Source organism: Roseburia hominis A2-183 (assembly GCF_000225345.1).
GTDB lineage: Bacteria > Bacillota > Clostridia > Lachnospirales > Lachnospiraceae > Roseburia > Roseburia hominis.
Genome location: NC_015977.1, coordinates 2,462,453 through 2,484,401, shown reverse-complemented (window position 1 = coordinate 2,484,401; position 21,949 = coordinate 2,462,453). Strand labels below are relative to the sequence as shown.

The window sequence follows — 21,949 nt, the reverse complement described above, 5'->3', positions numbered from 1 at the left end:
CGTGTAAAAGGATTGCAAAATCAGAAAAAATGTTGGAAGATAAAGAGAGACACTGCGATTGCAGGAGCAGGAGGTTATAAGAATGTTTCGAGAGGATTTTGTGTGGGGTGTTGCGAGCAGCGCCTATCAGGTAGAGGGAACGGATGCGGCGGACGGCAGAGGCGCGTGCGTCTGGGATATGTTTGCGGCGGACGGCAGAGTGTTTGAACATCAGAATGCAGGCACAAGCTGCGATCATATGCATCATTATAAAGAAGATATTGCGCTGATGAAGCATCTGGGGATCCGGGCGTACCGTTTTTCACTGAACTGGGCGCGGATTCTGCCGGAGGGAACCGGGCGCGTGAATGAGAAAGCGATCGCCATGTACCGCGATATGATTCTCACGATGAAGGAAAACGGCATCACGCCGTACCTGACGCTGTTTCACTGGGAATTCCCGCAGGCGCTTTATGAGCGGGGCGGCTGGCAGAACCCGGACGTGGTGCAATGGTTCGGAGAATATGCGAAGGTGGTTGCCGAGAATTTCAGCGACATCTGCGAATATTTTATTACGATCAACGAACCGCAGTGCGTGGTCGGTCTTGGACATCTGAGCGGTGTTCATGCTCCGGGCGTGAAGCTTCCCGTGGCGCAGACGTTTCTGGTGGCGCATCATCTTCTGATGGCGCACGGGCAGGCGGTCATCAACCTGCGCAGATATGCGGTCCGACCGGTCAAGATCGGTTTCGCTCCGACCGGCGGCGTGGCGTATCCGTACACCGACCGGCCGGAGGACATTGAGGCGGCGAAAAAGGTGTATTTCGGATTTTACAATCCGATCGATAACTGGACCTGGAATGTATCGTGGTTTTCCGATCCGGTATTCCTTGGACATTACCCCGAGGAGGGGCTGAAAAAATTTGCGCCGTATCTTCCGGAGATCACACAGGAGGATATGGAGCTGATCTATCAGCCGCTTGATTTTATGGGACAGAATATATATAATGGGTACTACGTCCGCGCCGGCGCAGACGGCGAGCCGGAATTTGTAGACCGTGCGCCGGGGTTCCCGAAGACGGGATCGGACTGGCCGGTGACGCCGGAGGCGTTTTATTACGGCATTAAGTTTTTGACGGAGCGCTATCCGCTGCCGCTCTACATTACGGAGAACGGCATGTCCTGCCATGATCTGGTGAGCAGTGACGGCAGGGTACATGACCCGAACCGCATTACTTTCCTGGATTCCTATATCGGGGCAATGCAGAAGGCATACGATGAGGGCGCCAATGTAGCCGGCTATTTCCTCTGGACATTCCTGGATAATTTTGAGTGGGCGGACGGATATAAGCAGCGGTTCGGCATTGTTTATGTGGATTTTGCAAGCCAGAGGCGGATTGTGAAGGATTCCGCTTTCTGGTATCAGAAAATAATCGAGACGAATGGAAGGATGTTGACAATGAATCAGACAACAAAAGAAATCTTATTTTTAGATCCGGTGTGCACACACAATATCTGGGGCGGCACCCGGCTTAGAACGGAGTTCGGCTATCCGGTGGAGGGGGATGACATCGGCGAGTGCTGGGGCATCTCCGCACATCCGAACGGCGACGGCAGCATCAGGAACGGTGTGTACGCCGGCATGAAACTGTCAAAAGTGTGGGAGGAGCACCCGGAGGTATTTGGAAACCTCGCCTACGACCGCTTCCCACTTTTGACAAAGATCATCGATGCGAAGGCGGATTTGAGCATTCAGGTACATCCGGATGACGCCTATGCAAAGGAACATGAAAACGGTTCTTTCGGCAAGACGGAGTGCTGGTACATTATGGATGCGCCCGAGAACGCCACGCTCGTGATCGGTCACAATGCGAAGACGAAGGAGGAGCTTGCCTCCATGATCCACGAGGGACGCTGGAGCGAATTTATCCGCGAGATTCCGGTGAAAAAGGGAGATTTTATCCAGATTGATCCGGGAACCGTCCACGCCATCAAGGGCGGGCTTCTGATCCTGGAGACACAGCAGAACAGCGATATTACCTACCGTGTGTACGATTATGACAGACTGCAGAACGGCAAGCCGAGAGAGCTTCACATTGAGAAGAGTATCGACGTGATCACCGTTCCGGCGAAATCCGTCGAGGACAGTGTAACGTCTGCACTCGGACTGCCGGAGAACCGGCTGAACGAGCTGTACGCCTGCGGATACTATCAGATTTACAAGCTGGATGTCAACGGAACATGCAGTTTTGCACAGAATCATCCGTTCCTGCTGATGTCTGTGCTGGAAGGTAGCGGTATCGTCAACGGCCAGCCGGTGAAAAAGGGAGATCACTTTATTTTACCGTGCGGATTCGGCGAGGTGGAGATGCAGGGAGAGATGAGTCTGGTGGTATCCACGGTGCCGGCGCAGGCTTAAGGGGAAAATAGCTCTTTCGGTTCCGGAAAAGATTTGCTATAATCAGACCATAGAAAAAGAGAACACCTGGAAAGAGGAAGCATATGAATCAGGAAGAGAGACGTCAGAGAAGACAGAAAGATACGAAAAGTGCGGTCATTGTGTGTGTGATAGTCGTGCTGATCCTGCTCGTGTTAGTCGCGGGCGGAGTATTTCTTGTGGGACGCCTGCTGCCAAAGGGAGGCGGACAGAATGAAGGTACCGACGGAACCGAGCTGCCGGGAGAGAATGTCGCGGCGACGGAGGAAGTAACGGAACAGCCGCAGACGGAAGTACAGACCGATCCGGTGGAGGAGCAGGCGGCGCAGCTTGTGTCCCAGATGACGCTTGAGGATAAGATCGCGCAGATGTTTGTGATTACGCCGAATGCGCTGACCGGATATGCAAGCGGTGTGACGGCTGCGGGGGACACCACAAAGGAAGCTTATCAGAGCCGTCCGGTGGGCGGAATTGTGTATATGGCAGACAACCTCACCGACCCGGAGCAGACGACCACCATGCTCTCCAATATGCAGGAGATTGCAAGGGAGCGCACCGGACTTCCGGTATTTTTATGTGTGGATGAAGAAGGCGGCAGTGTCGCGCGCATCGCCGGCAATGATGCCTTCGGGGTGACGGACGTCGGCAATATGAGCGATATAGGAGCGAGCGGGGATGTGCAGAATGCATACAATGCGGGAAGCACGATCGGCAGCTATCTTGCGGCACTCGGATTCAATGTGGATTTCGCGCCGGTGGCGGATGTCCTTACCAACCCGGACAATCAGGTGATCGGACAGCGCTCGTTCGGGTCGGACGCGCAGACGGTCGCGGGAATGGTGACGTCTGAACTGCAGGGACTTTCCGCGGCGGGAGTGTACGGTATGGTCAAGCATTTCCCGGGACACGGCGGCACTTCCGGAGATTCTCATGACGGGGCGGTGTCCACGGACAAGACCCTGGAGGAACTGATGGCGGAAGAACTCGTCCCGTTCCAGAGTGCGATTGACGGCGGCGTGAATTTTGTGATGGTCGGACATATCTCGGCTCCGAATGTGACTGGAGACAATGCGCCGGCTACGCTGTCGAAGGTGCTGATTACCGATGTGCTTCGCGGACAGATGGGATATAACGGAATTGTCATTACGGACGCCATGAATATGGAAGCGATCACCGGATTCTACAATTCGGACAAGGCGGCGGTTCTGGCAGTTACAGCCGGGGCAGACATGATTTTGATGCCGGCGGACTACAATACCGCCTATACAGGAATTCTGAATGCGGTGAATGACGGAACGATCACCGAGGAGCGGATCAATGAATCCGTGACGCGTATCGTGAAGGCAAAGCTTGCCATGGGGCAGCCGTAAAAGCTGTTTGTATTTTGCGGTAATTATGGTACAATGAAGGCAAGTGTTATACATTACCATACGAAAGCGGAGGGATTTGCGTGGAAGATACGAAGAAAAATGAGATGTGGGGGAAAGTGATGGCACCGCTTGCCGGCTTTCTTGCCATTGTGCTGGTGGCGTTTCTGATCATTTTAAAATTATTGGAAAGCGGAGTGATCGGAACAGTCATGGCGATGATTCTGATCTGCGTGATCGTGGCTGCCGTGTTCGGCGGAATCTTCATGGTGATCAAGTCGATTCTGGATCAGATCCGGTCCGTGATTAACGGAAAGGTATCGGAGAATACAAAAGTTGCGGAAAAGGCAAAAAAGCTTGCCGACCGTGAAGACGGCATCGGGGAGATGGTGCGTTCCATCGAGACGTCCGTTTCATCGATTGAGCTGGTGCTTGGAGGAATCCGCAAGGCTGTGGATGAGCTCGAAGGGGTATCCGGTGATTTCCAGCAGATTTTCTCGGAAATGTCGGAGTCGATGGATCAGACGGCAGATGCTGTCGATACGATCACCGGCAATACGGTGTCCCAGGCGTCTGAGACGGCGGATATGAAGGAAAAGGTGGACGCGATCAGCGTGTCGATCGATCATATTTCTTCCAATATTGAGGATCTGACGAAGAGTGCGCAGGCCATGCGTGAATATAACCGTTCGGCGGAGCAGATTATGCAGGAGCTGATTGCCATCAGTGAGGAGAGCGGCGTTGCGATCGAGAATGTCAGAAAGCAGACAGATCTGACGAATCAGTCCGCGCAGCAGATCCGGACGGCGACTGAGATCATTGCGGGAATTTCAAGCCAGACCAACCTTCTGGCCCTTAATGCGAGCATCGAGGCTGCCAGAGCAGGGGAGCACGGTAAGGGATTCGCTGTGGTCGCGGAGGAGATCCGGACACTGGCGGATCAGTCCAGAGAGTCCACAGAGCAGATTAACCATGTCGTGAATGTCCTGCTGGATAATTCAAGCAACAGCGTTCAGATTACCGAGCAGGTATCGGAGGCATTTTCCAGACAGAATGAGAAGATTCATGACACGGAGGAGATCTTCAAATCATTGAACCGAGAAATCGAACAGGTCGGAGATGCTATCGGCGGAATCGGCACGGAGGTCGGCGATCTTGAGAATCACAAGAGCGTCATTGAGAACGGGGTCACTTCCCTTACGGCTTCGGCAGATGAGAATGCGAAGAGCGCAGAGGTCACCACAGATAATATGGGACGTCTCCGCGGCGTGGTGAAGGAGTGCGATGGCGTAAAAGCGCACATCGTCAGCGTATCGGACGAGCTGATTGGATACATCCGTAAGTTTTCGGACGGTTCGATTCTCGACAAGTTCGGTGCGGGTAAAAACAGATAAACATTTAGCAGGAACACAGGAAGTATTGTTACAGAGAGCCGTATTGCGGCTCTCTGTAAGTGGTTATAGGGGAGAAGGTACAGATGAATCATACAACGGACTGGGGCAGAAGATGGCGCAACACCGGCTATATTACATTCTTTTTGAGCGGTATCTGCGCAATATCGAGCGGGATTATTGTAAGTATTCTGCAGGGAAAATATGAATTTGACTATGGCATGACGGGTACGATGCTCGGACTGATGAGCATTGGAAATATGGCGGCGTCCTTTGCGGCGGGTATTCTGCCGCAGAAAATCGGAGTGAAGAATACAGTGCTTCTTCTCTGCAGCGGTTATTTCCTAGGGTACTTTCTGATGGCGGTGACTGGAATGCCGGCCGTGTTGATGGCGGCATTTCTGTTGGTCGGATTTGCAAAGGGAGGGGCACTCAATAATTGCACAATCCTTGTAAAAGACAATAGTGCCGATCGCACACGCGGCATGAACATACTACATGCCTGCTATGCGAGTGGTGCGCTGCTGTGTCCGTTTCTTGCGGCGTCGCTTCTTGAAATCAACGACACTCTGCCGATGGTGGGAGTGGCGGTGACGGGGCTGCTTTTGTGGATGATATTTTTGACGGCGGGACTTCCGGGCGCGGTCAAAGAGAAGAACGGCGAACGGGGAAAGATCTCGTTTGCATTTTTGAAGGATCCGAAATTCTGGCTGATTACCGGACTTTTATTCTGCCAGAATGCGGCGGAGACGAGTGTGACGGGATGGCTCGTGACATACTATAAAGACATGGGAATCCTCTCGGGTTCCTTTGCGGCATACACGGTAACGGTGATGTGGGGGGCGACTCTGATCGCCAGACTTCTGATCGCGTTCGTTTTTCCGGTGCATCATATTTTTCGCACGCTTGCGTGGATGGGCGGCTGCTGCAGCGTGCTGTACTGCGGGCTTGTATACATGCAGCATCCGACGGGAGCCATCGCCATGCTGTTCGCCTTTGCATTCGCCATGGCAGGGGTCAATCCGATCGCCGTGGCGGGAGCCGGCAGGGAGATGAATGCAACGAGTCTCGGTGTGATGCTGCCGGTGGCAGGGATTGGCGCGATCGTGATGCCGTGGCTGATCGGTGTGATTGCTGATCGTGTGGGGCTTGTGACCGGAATGTTCTGCAATCTGATTCCGTGCGTGGGCATTCTGGTTTTTTCCGTATTGATCCTGAAATATCAGGCAAAGAATTGAACTTGTTTTTCAAAATAAAGGTAGAATGCTAAATATTGTGCCATTTTTGCCAAAAACTATCTAAAGAAAAAAGTGCGGTTCTGTGTTACGATGCAGACAGATGAATGTTGACGATACTTTTTATGGAGGGATGCGACACATGAGAGAAGTAATCAATTTTAATACGAAATGGGCATTTACCAAGGAAGCCACAGAAGTGCCGAAGGAGATGCCAGAGAAGTGGTACTGGGTAACACTTCCACATTCCTGGAATGAGATTGACGGACAGGACGGCGGCAACGATTATTACCGCGGAACCTGTTATTATGCAAAACAGTTAAAGAAGAGCGAACTGCCGGAGGCAGACTGCTATTATCTGGAGTTAAGAGGAGCAAACGCTTCCGCAGACGTCTATGTGAACGGCAAGGCAGTGGTACATCACGACGGAGGATATTCCACCTGGCGTGTAGACATCACAAAAGAGCTCACAGAAGAAGAGAACCTGATTGTGATCGCTGTGGAGAATGGCGTAAACGACAGAGTATATCCGCAGAATGCAGATTTCACATTCTACGGCGGACTTTACCGTGACGTCAATATCATTGCGGTAAATAAGTCCCATTTTGATCTGGACTACTACGGCGGACCTGGCATTAAGGTGACACCGGAGATCAAGGGCGCGGATGCCAGCGTGGAGGTAGAGGTATTCCTGACGAATGCAGCTGCAGACCAGAAGCTTGTATATACCGTAAAAGATGCAGAGGGCAAAGAGGTTGCAAAGACAGAGACCGCAGCCGGCGAGACAAAGGCTGTACTTTCCATTCCGGCAGTTCATCTGTGGAACGGAAAGAAAGATCCGTATCTGTACACCGCAGAGGTGGCTCTTGTATCCGGAGAGGAGACCGTTGATGCGGTAAGCACACGTTTCGGATGCCGTACCTTTGAGATTGATCCGGAGAGAGGATTTATCTTAAACGGAGAGGAATATCCGCTGCGCGGTGTATCCCGTCATCAGGACAGATGGGGAATCGGTAATGCGCTGCTTCCGGAGCATCACAGAGAGGATATTGACTTAATCTGCGAGCTCGGTGCTACAACGATCCGCCTGGCTCACTACCAGCACGATCAGTATTTTTACGATCTGTGCGATGAGAGAGGTCTTGTAATCTGGGCTGAGATTCCGTACATTTCCTCTCACATGCCGAACGGACGTGAGAATACCATTTCCCAGATGAAAGAGCTGGTTGTTCAGAATTACAATCACCCGAGTATCGTGGTTTGGGGGCTTTCCAACGAGATCACGATGGCAGGAAGCTCGGATGAGGATCTGCTTGAGAACCACAGAATCTTAAATGACATGGTTCATGAGATGGATCACACGAGACTGACCACGATCGCGGTGGTATCCATGTGTGATATTCACGATCCGTACATCCAGATTCCGGATGTGATCTCTTACAACCATTACTTCGGATGGTACGGCGGAGACGTATCCATGAACGGACCGTGGATGGACAACTTCCACAAAGAGTTCCCGAATATCCCGCTTGGAATGAGCGAGTACGGATGCGAGGCGCTGAACTGGCATACCTCTGATCCGAAGCAGGGCGATTACACCGAGGAGTATCAGGCATACTATCATGAGGAGATGATCAAGCAGCTCTTCACCAGAAAGTATATCTGGGCAACGCATGTATGGAACATGTTCGATTTCGGTGCAGATGCGAGAAACGAGGGCGGTGAGAACGGTCAGAACCACAAGGGACTGGTAACTTTCGACCGCAAGTACAAGAAAGATTCCTTCTATGCATACAAGGCATGGCTGTCTGATGAGCCGTTCGTACATCTGTGCGGAAAACGCTATGTAGACCGCGTGGAAGATACCACGAAGGTAACTGTATACTCCAATCTGCCGGAGGTAGAGCTGTTTGTCAACGGCAAGAGTGCAGGAAAGCTTCAGGCGGAGGATCATTTCTTCCACTTTGAGGTACCGAATGTCGGAGAATCCACACTGGTGGCTGTTGCCGGAGCGTATAAGGATGAGAGCCACATCCGCAAGGTGGATACCTTCAACGAGGAGTACAGCCTGAAAGAGAGCGGCGCAATCCTCAACTGGTTCGACATCACAGAGCCGGAAGGATATTATTCACTGAATGACAGACTTTCTGATATCATGAAGTCCGAAGAGGGAAAAGCACTCTTCATGGGACTGATGTCAAAAGTTGCAGCGGGAATGAGTCAGGGTAATGAAAAAAATGACGGAAATCCTGCAGCAGGAGCAATGGCGAACCCGAAGATGCTGGAAATGCTGGGCGGATTTACGGTCATCCGTATGATCAACCTGATGGGTGCGGCAGGACCGAAGGTTGAGTGGAAGAAAGAAGATCTTCTCGGACTCAACGCACAGCTCAATAAGATTAAGAGAGTAGACTAAGATAGAAGCTTAAAAGACCGGGGCATGGAATGTGGTGGGCAGAGATTTAAAAAAATCTGTACCTGCACGGTTCCGGACTGCCAACCGGCGGCGGGAATCCTTTGAAGCAAATTGGGAGCATTTCTTCTATGCCGCGTTTGGTATCGGATTCCGTGTCTTTCCACGTTTTGACAATCCGCGAAAGATGTCCGACAACCGCAGACAATGGGCGGACTTTTTAGCAGCGCTAGCAACGCTTCTTCACAGACAATATAAAACCGCGCGAACCGAAACTCGTTGGCATCTGCTATTGAAAATAAGGCAGATGCCAATTCAAACATCGGCTTCGCGCGGTTATGTTTTATTCAGAAGCGCAGACAAGCGCTGCACAAAAGTCCTAAAATTGTCTGCGGATTGCGGACACTCTCCGCGGAGTGTTCAAAGCTTGGAAAAACACGGATCATCGGAGATACCAAACGCGGTATAGATTAGAAATACCCCATTTTGCGTTTCGGATTCCCGCCGCCGGTTGGCAGTCCGGAACAGGCAGATACAGTATATTTGCAAAATCCATGCCTGCCACATTCCATGCCCGGTCTTTTAGCGTCTCCACTCGCGTGGTGTCATGCCCGTGATGCGGCGGAAGAGCCGTGTGAAATAGTGGACGTCGGGGATGCCGCAGGCTGCCGCAACATCCTGCACCGGCAGGAGGGTACTGCGTAGCAGCTTCTTGGCGTATTCGATACGGTTTGCGTTGACGTAGTCCGTCAGGGTCATGCCGACTTCCTTTTTGAACAGCGTGGACAGGTAGCTTGTATTCAAAAACAGTTCGCTGGCAAAACGTTTCAGGCTTAAGTCCCCGGCCAGTGAGGCGTCTATGGTGACGAGAATCTGGCGGATCGGATCGGAATACGAACTCATGCTTCGCTGTTCCACGAGCTGACAGTAACTTTGAACCATGTAGGATATGAGATCGTTGATTTCTTCCACGGATTGGATGCTCTCAATCATGCGCGCAAAGTTGCCGGAGACGGCGTCGATATAAAACGGGTGGACGCCCGTTTCGTACGCTTTTCTCCGCAACAGCGTGTTGAGGGTCAGAATCAGGTTCTTGCGGTTGCGGAGTGCGTCCTCCGTGCGGGGGACAAAGCGCAGGTTTCCGAGAGCCTCCATGAAGGAGAGGGCACGGGCGCTGTTGCCGTGAGAGATGGCGTCGAGCAGCTCATCCTCGATATGGTAGCGCTCTTCAAGAAGGTGCATGCTTAAGACCGGGTCCTCCGGTACGACAAACTGGTGCTTTTCCAAAAAGGACTCTCTGGTCTCGAGATCTTTCAAATGCAGGGTCTGTACGGATACATCCGCGTCGGCATCCAGCGTCTGATAGACGTGGCGCAGCAGGGCGGTCATGGAGGCTTTGTCCGCGATCAGCGGCAGGGCGTGATAATATTCCTGCAGCTGTGGAAAAAGTTCAGCCGGAATATCCAGCCGGTTTATAAGCGACAGAATCTGGGAGCGCTCAAATTCTTTCCAGAGAAAAGGCCCGACGAACAGGAAGGCACTTTTATCCGGCAGACGGAAAAAAGAATAATTACACTCGTAATAATCTACAATAAAATAGATGGTGTTCTGCACAAATGGAAATGGCGCCTGTTTTTGCGCATCGGCTTCCTGCATCAGGATACTGTTGCGCAGTCCGAGATCCAGATCCGCCAGTTCTAACTGTTTGCGGTCGGTCAGTCTGCACTGGATATGCAGGTCAGAAAAATATGCGGTAAGAAAAGATAAAATCGGCTGCTCCATCAAGAACCTCCTGTCCGGGTCAGTGTCTGTTGTTTTGATTTTGGCACAATATTTTCTGTTATGCAAGGAAAAACAAAAAAATGACAAGGATTATTCATCCCTTTAAAGCATCGGCTTGCAGACCGGAGCAATTTATGATAATTCTATAACAACGTGTTCACGGTGAACACATTTTAGAAAATAGTGCAGAATGCTTGAAAGAGAGGATACCCATGAAAATCACAGCTTATGAAGTGAGACCGGATGAAAAAGATTACCTGCTTGCCGCAGCACAGCAGGAGCAGATAGAGATTACACTGGTGCAGGGGCCGATGACACAGGACAACATTGATCGTGCCGAGGGAGCGGACGGCATTACGATTCTTGGAGATACAAAGATGGACGCCGCATTGATTGAGGAGACTGCAAAGCGGCGTATCCGCGTCGTTGCGACACGTACCATCGGGTATGACCATATTGACATGAATGCGGCGAAGAGCAATGGCGTTCACGTCTGCAACGGCTACTACGATCCGGACGGCGTTGCCGAGTATACGGTCATGCTGATTTTAATGTCGCTTCGCAATTATAAGCAGGCACTGTTCCGCGGGAATGCCAACGATTATTCGCTTGGCGGGCTGATCGGAAGGGAGCTTCGTAATCTTACCGTCGGTATCATCGGAACGGGAAAAATCGGACAGAAGGTGGCACAGAATCTGCAGGGGTTCGGCTGCAGGATTCTGGCATACAGCAGACGTCAGAATGCCGATCCGGCGCTTGGAATCGAATACTGTTCTCTGGAGGAACTGTACGCGAAGAGTGATATTATCTCACTGCACACGCCACTGTCCAATCAGACACGTTATATGATTGATAAAAAGGCGATCGACCAGATGAAGGACGGCGTCATTCTGATCAACTGCGCGAGAGGAGAGTTGATGCGCGTGGATGACATCATCGAGGGAATCGAGACGCGGAAGATCGGTGCGCTGGGACTGGATGTGATCGAGCATGAGGAGGGAATCTACCATATGGATCGCCGGTCGGATATTCTTGCAAACCGGAATATGGCGTATCTGAGACAGTTCCCGAATGTGACGATGACGCAGCACATTGCGTTTTATACAGAGGAAGCGGTAAAAAGCATGGCGGAGAGCGGTATTGTCAATGTGGTGAAATGCCTGAAAAAACAGGATAATCCTAACCTGATCTGCTAAGTTCATATACAAAAAGAGTCTGCCACAAGAAAACTTGTGACAGACTCTTTTTAAATCCATTGTTTGCAATATCTTAATCTAACAAATAAAACAAGTCTATTTTAAGAAAAAGGTACATGAAACTAGTGATTTAACGCGGTAAGCTTACCGCCTGCAGTAATTATTTTACTACAGTTACGTTGGTTGCCTGCGGTCCCTTGGATCCTTCTACAACGTCGAACTCTACGGAAGCGCCCTCTTCAAGAGACTTGAAACCTTCCATGTTAAGTCCTGAGTAATGTACGAATACATCGTTGCCTGACTCGTCAGAAATGAATCCGTAACCCTTCTGGTTGTTGAACCATTTTACTGTACCTTTCATCAAAAAGTACCTCCAAAAATAATACTAACTGTAACTTACAGCTATTAGTACAATATCATAAGAATTTATAAAAGTAAAGTAATAAATTAAAGTTCTTCAAAACTAATTTCATGCGCAGTGAGAAAGCGCTTTACAAGGGAATCCCACTCCTGATCGAGGCTCTTGTCCACGGAGAAAATCCGGTACGAAATGCCCGTGGTAAGGAGCAGTTTTTTCTGCTGGAATTTCAGATTGATAAACATTCCCGTAATGTCCTCCGGGGTAAAAGAACTGTGGGTCGAAAGCAGTGTCCGTTCCAGATTCTTCGGGGAGAGCAGAAAGACAAATTTAAAATAAGAAGGAGTGCGTCTGCCCTTGATCAGGTCAAAACATTGCGGACGTACCTGTTCAAACGGGAGAAAAGAAAGTCCCGTCAGTCCGAGCGCATCGGCTTCATCTGATGAATAAAAATCGGGCTGGATCGTGCCGTCTAAGCTCCAGGTGACGCTGCCCAAGATGACGGCTTCCTTTAGAAGAAAGTGCCCGAACGTGTCCGTACACAGCAGTTTATTCATAAAATCTTTAATTTCCGGTAGGGAAAGTGCAATCATAGTCTTCTCCGTGTCATATAGTATTGGGGCGCATTGCCTTTGTGTAGTATAACACAGATTGGGGACAAATAGAAAGCCGATTGGGAAGGTTTGCTTCACAATATGATTTCTGGTATGATAGGAAGCTGAGAGAACAGCCCCGGAAGGGGTCACAGATAAAGAAGAAAAGAGGACATAGACATGAAAGAGACAGAACTTTTATTTGATTTGCTGAAAAAAGGTGTGTCGCCGGTACAGGCAGTCCGCGCCTGCAAAGAGCGCCTGGAGAGCGCGGGATTTCTGGAACTGCCCTATGATGAGCCGTGGAAGCTGCAGAAAAACGGAAGATATTATGTAAATCATCATGACACCACACTGTTCGCGTTTACGGTGGGGGGCGGCTGGCAGGAGACAAAGACGCCGCAGATTCGGATGGCGGCAGCACATACGGATTTTCCGTGCCTGCGCATCAAGCCGTCGGCGGATGTGACGGCTTGCGGTTACGCGCAGGTGAATGTGGAAGTATACGGGGGCGCGATCTTAAATACCTGGCTGGATCGTCCGCTCGGTATTGCCGGCCGTGTGGCAGTGCGCACACAGGACGCGTTTGCCCCGAAGATTGTGGAGTTTGTATCGGAAAAAAATCTTCTGACCATTCCGAATCTGGCGATCCACATGAACCGCGAGGTCAACAAGGGTGTGGAGCTGAACCGCCAGACGGATATGCTGCCGGTCTTTGCGCTGCTGCCGGAGGAGGAGAAAAAAGCGGACTACTTCCTTACATTCCTGGCAGACGAGCTGTCTGTGGAGAAGACTGACATTCTGGATTTTGAACTGACCGTATACTGTAAGGAAAATCCGGAATTCATCGGTCTCAACGATGATTTTATCTCAAGTCCGCGCCTGGATAACCTGACTTCCTGCGCGGCGCTCATCTCCGGTCTGATTGATGCCAGGCGGATGGAGGGAATCAACCTGATCGCACTGTTTGACCACGAGGAGATCGGAAGCCGCACGAAGCAGGGCGCCGGCTCGATTCTGCTGCATGACATGCTGCGCCGCATCTTAAAAGAGCTGGGACGGGAACAGACGGCGGAGCAGGATCTCTATCGCAGCATGCTGCTGTCCGTGGATGTGGCGCACGGCATCCATCCGAACCAGGCAGGAAAAATGGATCTTACCAACAAGCCCGTGCTCGGAAGGGGATTCTGTATCAAGGAGGCGAGTTCGCAGTCCTATGCGACAGACTGCGAGGCGATTGCCATCATCCAGCAGATCTGTGAGAAAGAGAAGATCGCGTACCAGAAGTTTGTGAACCGCTCGGATATGCCGGGGGGAAGTACGCTTGGATCGATCGCTTCTGCGCTTCTTCCGGTGAAGACCGTGGATATCGGAATCCCGCTTCTTGCCATGCATTCCGCGCGGGAGCTGATGGGCAGCGCTGACCAGCAGGCGTTAAAGGATCTTGTGACCGCATATTTTACACTCGCTTCGTGAGAAAGAATGCTTCGTAAGATATAATTTAGATAAAGTTTAGAAATTACCTCTATACAAAAAATGGTTTTTGTGTTAATGTAACATAGTATTGAATACTACATGCGATAGAAACGAAAAATATATTAACGGTTTATTGATAACATTAAACACATACCATAGAACAGGTGGAGGGATTGCCATGTATAAGATTGTTGTGGACAGCTGCGGGGAATTACCGGAGGAACTGAAGAAGGACGGACATTTTGAGACAGTGTCCTTAGAACTTGAGGTGGACGGTTACCGCATTAAGGATGATGAGACATTTAACCAGCTTGATTTTCTGCGCCGGGTGAAGAAGAGCATCACGGGACCGAAGTCCGCCTGCCCGTCACCGGAGCAGTATATGCAGGCGTATGAGGGAGAAGCGGAGCATGTATATGTGGTGACGCTCTCCGGGAAGCTGAGCGGTTCCTACAACAGTGCAGAACTCGGCAGGAACCTCTACGAGGAGGAACATCCGGGAGAGAACAAGCAGATCTATGTATTTAACTCCAGGTCTGCATCGATCGGGGAGACGATTATTGGTCTTAAGGTGCAGGAGTTCGAGGAGGCAGGTCTTCCGTTTGAGGAGGTCGTTGCCAGAACGGAGGAGTACATCAGCTCCATGAATACTTATTTTGTCTTAGAGACGTTAGAGACTCTGCGCAAGAACGGAAGACTGACCAATCTGAAAGCCCTGATTGCCAATACGCTCAACATCAAGCCGGTAATGGGTTCCACAAAGGAGGGCATGATCTGCCAGCTCGGTCAGGCGCGCGGAATGAACAAGGCACTTGAGAAAATGGTGCAGGATATGATCGGGCGCACGAGGGACTGCGAACAGCGTGTGCTTGCCATCGCGCACTGCAACTGCCCGGAGCGCGCCGCAGCGGTAAAAGCCCGCATAGAAAAGCTTGCAAATTTCAAGAAAATCATTATCATAAATACTGCCGGTGTCAGCAGTATGTATGCAAATGATGGCGGCGTAATCATGGCAGTGTAAGACACGCGGGTGTGTCGCTGCTGCCCGGAGAGGAACGCGGGACACAGATGACATATGAAGAAGTAGTAGATCAGATCAATCAGATCAGAAGATTCGGGAATCTTGCCGGAGTGGAGGTTGCCGGGCGCATGTTAAAGGCGCTTGGCAGTCCGCAGGCGGGGATTCCGTTGATACACATAGCAGGGACGAACGGAAAAGGTTCTGTCTCTGCTTTTCTCTGCGCAATTTTAAGGGAGGCGGGACTTCGCGTCGGGATGTTTACCTCCCCGCACCTTGTGGACTTTCGGGAACGCATCCAGATAAACGGGGAAATGATCTCTAAGGAGGATACGCAGAGGATCGGCGTGCAGCTTCTTGCGATGGATTTTGGCGTACAGCCGACGATGTTTGACGTTACACTTGCCATGGCAATCCTCTATTTTAAGGAACAACGATGCGATGTCATGATCTTAGAGACCGGACTTGGCGGGAGGCTGGACGCAACCAATGCCGTAGGTGTGCCGGATGTAACCGTGATCACAAAGATCGGCTATGACCACATGGCGGTGCTTGGAAATACGCTTGCTGAGATTGCTGCGGAAAAGACGGGCATCATCAAAAAAGGCACCTCGCTTGTGCTTGAGAACCAGGAGGCAGAAGTCATGACGGTGTTTGAGGCGAAGGTCAGGGAGGAAGGAATTACAGATTTCCGGCTGATCGACCCTTTGGAGATAAAAGAGCAGACTTACCGCGACGGCAGACAGTATTTTTCGTTTGGTGCCTACCGTGATCTGTCCATGCGCATGCTTGGCGTTCATCAGTATGAGAATGCTGTCGCGGCGCTTCTCGGGGCGGAGGCATTTTTCAGGAGACATACAGAGTGGATCTGCGGCGGGACAAAAGAGCGGGAAGAGGGCGTAAGGCGCGCAGTCTGTCAGGGGATCGCTAAGACCGTATGGAAGGGCAGGATGGAAATCCTCTCAAAAAAACCGTTCCTGTTGGTGGACGGCGCACACAACAGCAACGGCGTGGAAGCGTTAAGAGAGAGCCTCGTGGCGCTTTTCCCGGGAGAAAAGTTTCATTTTATCATGGGCGTGATGGCGGATAAGGATTATGAGACAATGATCGGGGAATTGCTGCCGCTTGCCATTGATTTTACGACCTGCACGGTGGAGTGCGAGCGGGCGCTGCAGGCGGACGCCCTGGCGGATTGCATCCGGCGGAAAGGAATTGCAGCTGCATCAGCTGATGATTTTGCGTCCTGTTTTCAGAGAGGGCGGCTCGATGAAACACATCGCACGGTTGCGTTTGGTTCGCTCTATTTCATCGGTGAGATCGAGGCGCTGTTTGAGGCAAAATAGTTACGAAAAGATTACAGAATAGAGCGTTTATGACAAAAATGATACAATTTCACAAACTTTCAGTAATAGTTCACCATTTTGTAATATTTCGCCTATAATGAGGTATAGTAAATAGGGATACAGTAGATAGAAGTCAGATAGAAAGAGTCTGTGGAATGTTATTTAGCAGTTTTGAGTTTTTATTTCGGTTTTTGCCGGTTTTTTTAGTGATATATTATCTTACACCGAAAAAGTTACGCAATGTCACATTGCTGGGGGGAAGTATTGTCTTTTATACAATTGGCGAGGCGGGTTATATTACGATTCTCCTTGCGTGCGTTCTGGTCAATTACACGCTGACCCGTTTGATGTACCGGAAGAATACGGACGGGCGGGGAATCAGGCAGAAACGCTTATTGCTTCTTGCGCTCGGGTATGATCTGGGCGTGCTGTTTTTCTTCAAGTACAGTGGTCTGGCATCCGGACTTCCGCTTGGAATCAGTTTTTACACGTTTCAGATTATGGCGTACGTGATTGATGTGTACCGCGGAAGAATTCCGGCAGAACAGTCGCTGCTTCGGCTGGGAACGTATCTGACCATGTTTCCGCAGCTGATATCGGGACCGATCACAAATTATGCGGATGTGCGTGTAGCATTGGGAAGAGAGCGCACGATCAAGGCACGTCAGCTGGAAGAGGGAATGAAGCTCTTGATTATCGGACTTGCAGCAAAAGTCGTGATTGCGGACCGGATCGGCACACTCTGGAACAGCATCCGGATGATCGGGTTCGACAGCATCTCAACAAAGCTTGCATGGATGGGAGCGTTCGCTTACTCACTGCAGCTGTATTTTGATTTCGCGGGATATTCGATGATGGCGAGAGGAATCGGAAAGATGCTGGGATTTGAGCTCCCGGTGAACTTCCGCTATCCCTACATTTCAAAATCAGTCACGGAATTCTGGCGCAGATGGCATATTACGCTCGGCAGATGGTTTAGGGAATATGTATACATTCCGCTGGGAGGCAACCGGAAGGGAAAGGCGCGCACCTTTTTCAATCTGTTTGTGGTGTGGAGCCTTACCGCGTTGTGGCACGGGGCGAATTATAACTTCCTGATCTGGGGCGGGATTCTGCTTTGCTGCCTGTTGGTAGAAAAGCTCTTTCTGCTGCGCCTGCTGGATAAAAGCAGGGTGATCGGTCATCTTTATGTATTGTTTGTTGTTCCGCTCAGCTGGGTGGCGTTTGCGGTCACCGATCTGTCGGAGCTTGGCGTTTATATGACGCGGCTGTTCCCGTTTGCGGGGCATGCGGCAGGAGTCATCAATCATCTGGATTATTTAAAATATCTGAATGACTATGCACCGCTGTTTCTTCTGGGCGTGCTCTTTGCAACGCCGCTTCCGGAGACCTGCTATCGGCTGATCGAGCGCAAATGGATCGGCAGGGTGATACTGCTCGGCATTTTCGGGCTTTGCATGTACTATCTGGCGGTGTCGGCAAACAATCCGTTTTTGTACTTTAATTTTTAAATGTGTGGTGGATGGATTTGAGAAAGCTTTTGAAATGTCCGGTAACGGTCGCACTGCTTATCTTGTGGGCGGCGCTGTCGGTTGTCGGCTATCTGGGGAAAGATACAATATATAAGAATTATACGGTTGATATACGAACGACACCATACTTCGTCCTGGTGTTTGACGGACTGCATGACGGAATTTTTCCGTGGAGTCATGTGGGTGCGCCGGACGGCATAGGAGAGAACGGAAAGCTGCCGTCCATCCTGCTGCCGGGGGAGAGTGTCTCTGATACTGAGCTTGCCGGCGGGACGGAGACGGTCGGAGAGACAGAGACGGAAGAGGCGCCGCACACGCGGGAATTCTGTATGGTGGATGACGACTGGTTCGACGACGCGGTCTTTATCGGGGATTCGAGAACTGTGGGGCTGCGCGATTACGGCGGGCTGGACAATGCGACCTTTTACGCGTCCACAGGGCTTGGAATCTACGATATGTGGACGGAAAAGTTCTGTGAGGTGGACGGGGAGAAGACCACGCTTGAGGATGCGCTTTCCAGACGGCAGTTTGGCAAAATTTATTTCCAGATCGGCATCAATGAGATGGGAAGAGGAACCCTGGACGGTTTTATGGAGCAGTACGCGCAGTCGGTTCAGAAATTTAGAGAACTCCAGCCCGATGCGATCATCTATGTGCAGGGTATCATGCGGGTTGCAAAGGCCAAGTCCGACTCGGACAAAATTTTTAACAATCAGGGAATCAATGAACGCAATATGAGAATTGCGGAACTTGCGGATAATCAGACTATTTTTTACATTGATGTGAATGATGTCGTATGTGATGCAGACGGAAACTTAAGAGCGGATCTCACGTTTGACAATCTGCATCTGTACGGCTCGAAATACGGAATCTGGGTGGATTTCCTCAAGACGAAGGGAATTGCACCGTGAAGTGGTTCTTCTGAAAAGAAATGAGACCCTCGTCTCTTAGATGACACAGCTCGTTCGACATGGCGCTCCGGTCTACGGAGAGATAGTCGGCGAGCTGTTGTCTGTTAAAGGGAATATCAAAAGACGAACTTCCGGATCTGCGCGCCTCGCTCGACAGATAGGAGAGAAGCTTTTCACGGGTGGTCCGCTTGGTCATGTGCTCTAATTTCTGTCCGAGCTGGAAATTGCGCTCGGCGAGAACGGAGAGCAGATTTCTTGTGAGCTGGTTGTGGAATTCACATGCGCGGGAGCAGAGCGTCATCATTTTTGAGACGTTTAAGTAGAGCACAGTGGAATTCTGCTCGGCGTAGAGGCTGACTTCCAGCGCACAGTTTGTACGGATGGCATAAGATTCTCCGAAGATGTCTCCGGGGCGGCAGCGGGTCATCAGATTTGTGTTGCCCCAGAAATCCTCCTTCATGACATCCACACATCCTTCTACCACAAGACCGAGAGAATCCAGATGGTCGCCGTAGTGAAAGAGAAAGCTGCCCTTTGGATAGGAGAGGGTCTTTGCCGACAGACAGTCGAGCATGGCATGGATTTCTTCGGGTGCAATATCATAAAAAACGGGAGAGGCCTGCAAGAGGGCATCGTATCCTTGGAAAGTTTGCATTATTTTTCGTCCTTTCGACTTTTTGTTGTAAAAACAACAGAAATGTTGACGCTATTGTAGTATCCTGTGGAAGAAAAGTCAAGAGAGAATTTCCGGCATGCGTGCCGGAGTTAGAATGGAGGATATGATGTTACGAAGAGTCATTGAGATTGAGGAAGAAAAGTGCAACGGCTGCGGAGCATGTGCAAACGCCTGCCACGAGGGAGCCATCAGTATTGTAAACGGCAAGGCCAAGCTGATGCGGGACGATTACTGCGACGGACTTGGCGACTGTCTGCCGACCTGTCCGATGGATGCGATTCATTTTGTGGAGCGTGAGGCGGCGGCTTATGATGCTGCGGCAGTTGAGGAGAATAAGAGAAAGAAAGCAGCGCAGCAGGCGATAGCGTCACAGCCGCTTCCGTGCGGATGTCCGGGAACCCAGGCGAAGACGATCCGCCATGAGCAGCAGGCAGTCTGTCCGACCGCCGCAGAAGAGAGTGCGGCAGAACTTACGTCGGAGCTGACACAGTGGCCGGTGCAGATCAAGCTGGTTCCGGTGCGCGCCCCGTATTTTGACGGAGCAAAGCTTCTGGTGGCTGCAGACTGTACAGCGTATGCGTATGCGAATTTCCACAAAAAATATATCCGCAATCACATCACGCTGATCGGATGTCCGAAGTTAGACGATGTGGATTATTCGGAGAAGCTGACCCAGATCATTGCGCAGAACGATATTAAGAGCATTACCGTGGTTCGCATGGAAGTGCCGTGCTGCGGAGGAATCGAGCAGGCGGTGAAAAATGCACTCGCGGCAAGCGGTAAGATGATTCCGTGGCAGGTAGACATTATCTCTACGGACGGAAGAATTCTCGAGTAATACTTTCCCCTTTTGCGGGACATACTATGATGCAGAAGTATGTTACGCGAAAGGGGATTTTTTATGGCACTTACTATGAAAATTACAGAGGTACACGCGCGGGAGATCCTGGATTCCCGCGGCAATCCGACCGTGGAGGTGGAGGTGACCGCCGAGACGGAGACAACGGGGAGAAAGACTACAGCGCGGGAGTCGGTTCCGTCGGGAGCGAGCACCGGAAGATTTGAGGCAGTGGAGCTTCGGGACGGCGACAGGGAGTATTTCGGACTGGGCACGAAGAAGGTGGTGGATCACGTCAATACAAAGATCCGGGAAGCGCTTCTTGGAATGAATGTTTTGGATCAGGCACTTATCGACCGCAGAATGGTCGAGCTGGACGGGACAGACAACAAGGGAAATCTTGGGGCGAATGCGATCTTAGGCGTGTCGCTCGCCTGCGCGAAGACGGCGGCAGCGGCACTCGATATGCCGCTTTACCGCTATATTGGCGGAGGCAACGCCAAGCGGCTGCCGGTTCCCATGATGAATGTCATAAACGGCGGAGTCCATGCGAAGAATTCACTGGATTTTCAGGAATTTATGATCCTGCCCATTAGCGCCAAAAGCTATCGGGAAGCGCTGCGCATGGGCGCGGAGGTATATCATTTCCTGCGCCAGATTTTAAACGAGGAGGGATATGCTACGGCGGTCGGCGATGAAGGCGGCTTTGCGCCGGATCTTGCGGATGCCGGTGAGGTGTTCCGGTATCTGGGAAAAGCGGTGGAAAAGGCGGGCTATACGGTCGGAAAAGATGTGGTCTACGCGATGGATGCTGCGGCGAGTGAATTATATAATGAAGAGACGGGAATGTACCATTTCCCGGGGGAGAATGGAATCTGCAGGGATGCAAAGGAGATGATCGCGCTCTACGAAGATCTGGCAAAGCGTTTTCCACTGGTGTCTATCGAGGACGGTCTGCAGGAAGACGACTGGGAGGGCTGGCAGAGTCTGACCGGACGTCTGGGAGATGGCATGCAGCTTGTCGGCGATGATCTGTTTGTCACAAATCCCAAGCGGATCAAGTGCGGCATCAAATTAAATGCGGGAAATGCGGTGCTGATAAAGGTGAATCAGATCGGCACGCTGACGGAAGCGCTGGATGCCATCGAGATGGCGCAGTGTGCCGGTTATCACACGGTGATCTCCCACCGTTCCGGGGAGACGGAGGATGCGTTTATCGCGGATCTTGCGGTCGCGGTGAATGCGGGGCAGATCAAAACCGGTGCGCCGTGCAGGGCGGAGCGCACCGCAAAGTATAACCGGCTTCTGCGGATTGAGGAGGAGCTTGGCGAGACGGCGCAGTTTTCTCCGGCGGAGCCTTTCGGGAGAGCGTAAAAAACAGTTGAAAACGCGGGGGGAGTATGC

17 protein-coding genes are annotated in these 21,949 nt (G+C 51.2%); 13 read left to right on the top strand and 4 right to left on the bottom strand.

Going from position 1 to position 21,949, the window contains the following annotated elements; translation table 11 throughout:
* Nucleotides 1–82: 82 nt before the first annotated feature.
* The 5 genes from RHOM_RS11120 to RHOM_RS11100 all read left to right on the top strand — a co-directional run bounded on the left by RHOM_RS11120 (nucleotide 83) and on the right by RHOM_RS11100 (nucleotide 8,825).
* Complete coding sequence (locus RHOM_RS11120; protein WP_014080404.1) at nucleotides 83–2,398, top strand: GH1 family beta-glucosidase; 2,316 nt, start codon at nucleotides 83–85, stop codon at nucleotides 2,396–2,398.
* Nucleotides 2,399–2,481: 83 nt separating this feature from the next.
* Nucleotides 2,482–3,786 carry a glycoside hydrolase family 3 protein gene (locus tag RHOM_RS11115; protein WP_014080403.1) on the top strand — a complete coding sequence of 435 codons (1,305 nt, stop codon included), beginning with the start codon at nucleotides 2,482–2,484 and terminating at the stop codon, nucleotides 3,784–3,786.
* A gap of 80 nt (nucleotides 3,787–3,866) precedes the next feature.
* Complete coding sequence (locus tag RHOM_RS11110) at nucleotides 3,867–5,177, top strand: methyl-accepting chemotaxis protein (RefSeq protein ID WP_014080402.1); 1,311 nt, start codon at nucleotides 3,867–3,869, stop codon at nucleotides 5,175–5,177.
* An 83-nt stretch (nucleotides 5,178–5,260) separates the two neighbouring features.
* Complete coding sequence (locus tag RHOM_RS11105; RefSeq protein ID WP_014080401.1) at nucleotides 5,261–6,412, top strand: MFS transporter; 1,152 nt, start codon at nucleotides 5,261–5,263, stop codon at nucleotides 6,410–6,412.
* Nucleotides 6,413–6,551: 139 nt separating this feature from the next.
* Nucleotides 6,552–8,825: a glycoside hydrolase family 2 protein gene (locus RHOM_RS11100; protein ID WP_014080400.1), complete on the top strand. Its 2,274-nt coding sequence runs from the start codon at nucleotides 6,552–6,554 to the stop codon at nucleotides 8,823–8,825.
* Nucleotides 8,826–9,404: 579 nt separating this feature from the next.
* On the opposite strand, the gene RHOM_RS16560 is transcribed toward RHOM_RS11100, so the two are convergent.
* On the bottom strand, nucleotides 9,405–10,604 hold the full coding sequence (locus RHOM_RS16560; protein WP_014080399.1) for a helix-turn-helix transcriptional regulator: 1,200 nt from the start codon (nucleotides 10,602–10,604) through the stop codon (nucleotides 9,405–9,407).
* A 212-nt stretch (nucleotides 10,605–10,816) separates the two neighbouring features.
* Between RHOM_RS16560 and RHOM_RS11090 the strand changes: the two genes are divergently transcribed.
* Nucleotides 10,817–11,800 carry a D-isomer specific 2-hydroxyacid dehydrogenase family protein gene (locus tag RHOM_RS11090; RefSeq protein ID WP_014080398.1) on the top strand — a complete coding sequence of 328 codons (984 nt, stop codon included), beginning with the start codon at nucleotides 10,817–10,819 and terminating at the stop codon, nucleotides 11,798–11,800.
* Nucleotides 11,801–11,960: 160 nt separating this feature from the next.
* Here the strand turns inward: RHOM_RS11090 and RHOM_RS11085 are convergent, their stop codons facing one another.
* Nucleotides 11,961–12,161, bottom strand: a complete 201-nt coding sequence (locus RHOM_RS11085; RefSeq protein ID WP_014080397.1) for a cold-shock protein — start codon at nucleotides 12,159–12,161, stop codon at nucleotides 11,961–11,963.
* Between the two features lie 86 nt (nucleotides 12,162–12,247).
* Entirely contained in the window at nucleotides 12,248–12,715 is a 468-nt protein-coding gene (locus RHOM_RS11080) for a DUF5721 family protein (RefSeq protein ID WP_242823130.1), read from the bottom strand.
* A gap of 216 nt (nucleotides 12,716–12,931) precedes the next feature.
* On the opposite strand from RHOM_RS11080, the gene RHOM_RS11075 reads away from it, so the two are divergent.
* The 5 genes from RHOM_RS11075 (at nucleotide 12,932) to RHOM_RS11055 (ending at nucleotide 19,031) form a co-directional block, all read left to right on the top strand.
* Nucleotides 12,932–14,227, top strand: coding sequence for a M18 family aminopeptidase (locus tag RHOM_RS11075; protein ID WP_014080395.1), 1,296 nt, complete (start codon nucleotides 12,932–12,934; stop codon nucleotides 14,225–14,227).
* Between the two features lie 178 nt (nucleotides 14,228–14,405).
* Nucleotides 14,406–15,248: a DegV family protein gene (locus RHOM_RS11070; RefSeq protein ID WP_014080394.1), complete on the top strand. Its 843-nt coding sequence runs from the start codon at nucleotides 14,406–14,408 to the stop codon at nucleotides 15,246–15,248.
* A 47-nt stretch (nucleotides 15,249–15,295) separates the two neighbouring features.
* Nucleotides 15,296–16,588 carry a bifunctional folylpolyglutamate synthase/dihydrofolate synthase gene (locus RHOM_RS11065; protein WP_044024990.1) on the top strand — a complete coding sequence of 431 codons (1,293 nt, stop codon included), beginning with the start codon at nucleotides 15,296–15,298 and terminating at the stop codon, nucleotides 16,586–16,588.
* Between the two features lie 155 nt (nucleotides 16,589–16,743).
* On the top strand, nucleotides 16,744–18,099 hold the full coding sequence (locus tag RHOM_RS11060) for an MBOAT family O-acyltransferase (RefSeq protein WP_014080392.1): 1,356 nt from the start codon (nucleotides 16,744–16,746) through the stop codon (nucleotides 18,097–18,099).
* Nucleotides 18,100–18,116: 17 nt separating this feature from the next.
* Nucleotides 18,117–19,031 carry a GDSL-type esterase/lipase family protein gene (locus RHOM_RS11055; protein ID WP_014080391.1) on the top strand — a complete coding sequence of 305 codons (915 nt, stop codon included), beginning with the start codon at nucleotides 18,117–18,119 and terminating at the stop codon, nucleotides 19,029–19,031.
* Here RHOM_RS11055 and RHOM_RS11050 read toward each other — a convergent pair.
* Complete coding sequence (locus RHOM_RS11050; RefSeq protein ID WP_044024680.1) at nucleotides 19,006–19,686, bottom strand: Crp/Fnr family transcriptional regulator; 681 nt, start codon at nucleotides 19,684–19,686, stop codon at nucleotides 19,006–19,008. The genes RHOM_RS11055 and RHOM_RS11050 overlap by 26 nt on opposite strands.
* Before the next feature lie 127 nt (nucleotides 19,687–19,813).
* Between RHOM_RS11050 and RHOM_RS11045 the strand changes: the two genes are divergently transcribed.
* The gene (locus RHOM_RS11045; protein ID WP_044024679.1) at nucleotides 19,814–20,545 is read left to right on the top strand and encodes an ATP-binding protein; all 732 of its coding nucleotides are present in this window, start codon (nucleotides 19,814–19,816) and stop codon (nucleotides 20,543–20,545) included.
* Nucleotides 20,546–20,608: 63 nt separating this feature from the next.
* Nucleotides 20,609–21,919 carry a phosphopyruvate hydratase gene (gene eno / locus RHOM_RS11040; protein ID WP_014080388.1) on the top strand — a complete coding sequence of 437 codons (1,311 nt, stop codon included), beginning with the start codon at nucleotides 20,609–20,611 and terminating at the stop codon, nucleotides 21,917–21,919.
* Nucleotides 21,920–21,949 lie beyond the last annotated feature (30 nt).

What these genes read in the sequence shown, in the direction of transcription:
- RHOM_RS11105 (WP_014080401.1), top strand. Translation starts at nt 5,261, where the DNA reads ATGAATCATACAACGGACTGGGGCAGAAGATGGCGCAACACCGGCTAT.
- eno (WP_014080388.1), top strand. Translation starts at nt 20,609, where the DNA reads ATGGCACTTACTATGAAAATTACAGAGGTACACGCGCGGGAGATCCTG.
- RHOM_RS11115 (WP_014080403.1), top strand. Translation starts at nt 2,482, where the DNA reads ATGAATCAGGAAGAGAGACGTCAGAGAAGACAGAAAGATACGAAAAGT.
- RHOM_RS11065 (WP_044024990.1), top strand. Translation starts at nt 15,296, where the DNA reads ATGACATATGAAGAAGTAGTAGATCAGATCAATCAGATCAGAAGATTC.
- RHOM_RS11075 (WP_014080395.1), top strand. Translation starts at nt 12,932, where the DNA reads ATGAAAGAGACAGAACTTTTATTTGATTTGCTGAAAAAAGGTGTGTCG.
- RHOM_RS11085 (WP_014080397.1), bottom strand. Translation starts at nt 12,161, where the DNA reads ATGAAAGGTACAGTAAAATGGTTCAACAACCAGAAGGGTTACGGATTC.
- RHOM_RS11100 (WP_014080400.1), top strand. Translation starts at nt 6,552, where the DNA reads ATGAGAGAAGTAATCAATTTTAATACGAAATGGGCATTTACCAAGGAA.
- RHOM_RS11120 (WP_014080404.1), top strand. Translation starts at nt 83, where the DNA reads ATGTTTCGAGAGGATTTTGTGTGGGGTGTTGCGAGCAGCGCCTATCAG.
- RHOM_RS11080 (WP_242823130.1), bottom strand. Translation starts at nt 12,715, where the DNA reads ATGAATAAACTGCTGTGTACGGACACGTTCGGGCACTTTCTTCTAAAG.
- RHOM_RS11090 (WP_014080398.1), top strand. Translation starts at nt 10,817, where the DNA reads ATGAAAATCACAGCTTATGAAGTGAGACCGGATGAAAAAGATTACCTG.
- RHOM_RS16560 (WP_014080399.1), bottom strand. Translation starts at nt 10,604, where the DNA reads ATGGAGCAGCCGATTTTATCTTTTCTTACCGCATATTTTTCTGACCTG.
- RHOM_RS11060 (WP_014080392.1), top strand. Translation starts at nt 16,744, where the DNA reads ATGTTATTTAGCAGTTTTGAGTTTTTATTTCGGTTTTTGCCGGTTTTT.
- RHOM_RS11045 (WP_044024679.1), top strand. Translation starts at nt 19,814, where the DNA reads ATGTTACGAAGAGTCATTGAGATTGAGGAAGAAAAGTGCAACGGCTGC.
- RHOM_RS11070 (WP_014080394.1), top strand. Translation starts at nt 14,406, where the DNA reads ATGTATAAGATTGTTGTGGACAGCTGCGGGGAATTACCGGAGGAACTG.
- RHOM_RS11050 (WP_044024680.1), bottom strand. Translation starts at nt 19,686, where the DNA reads ATGCAAACTTTCCAAGGATACGATGCCCTCTTGCAGGCCTCTCCCGTT.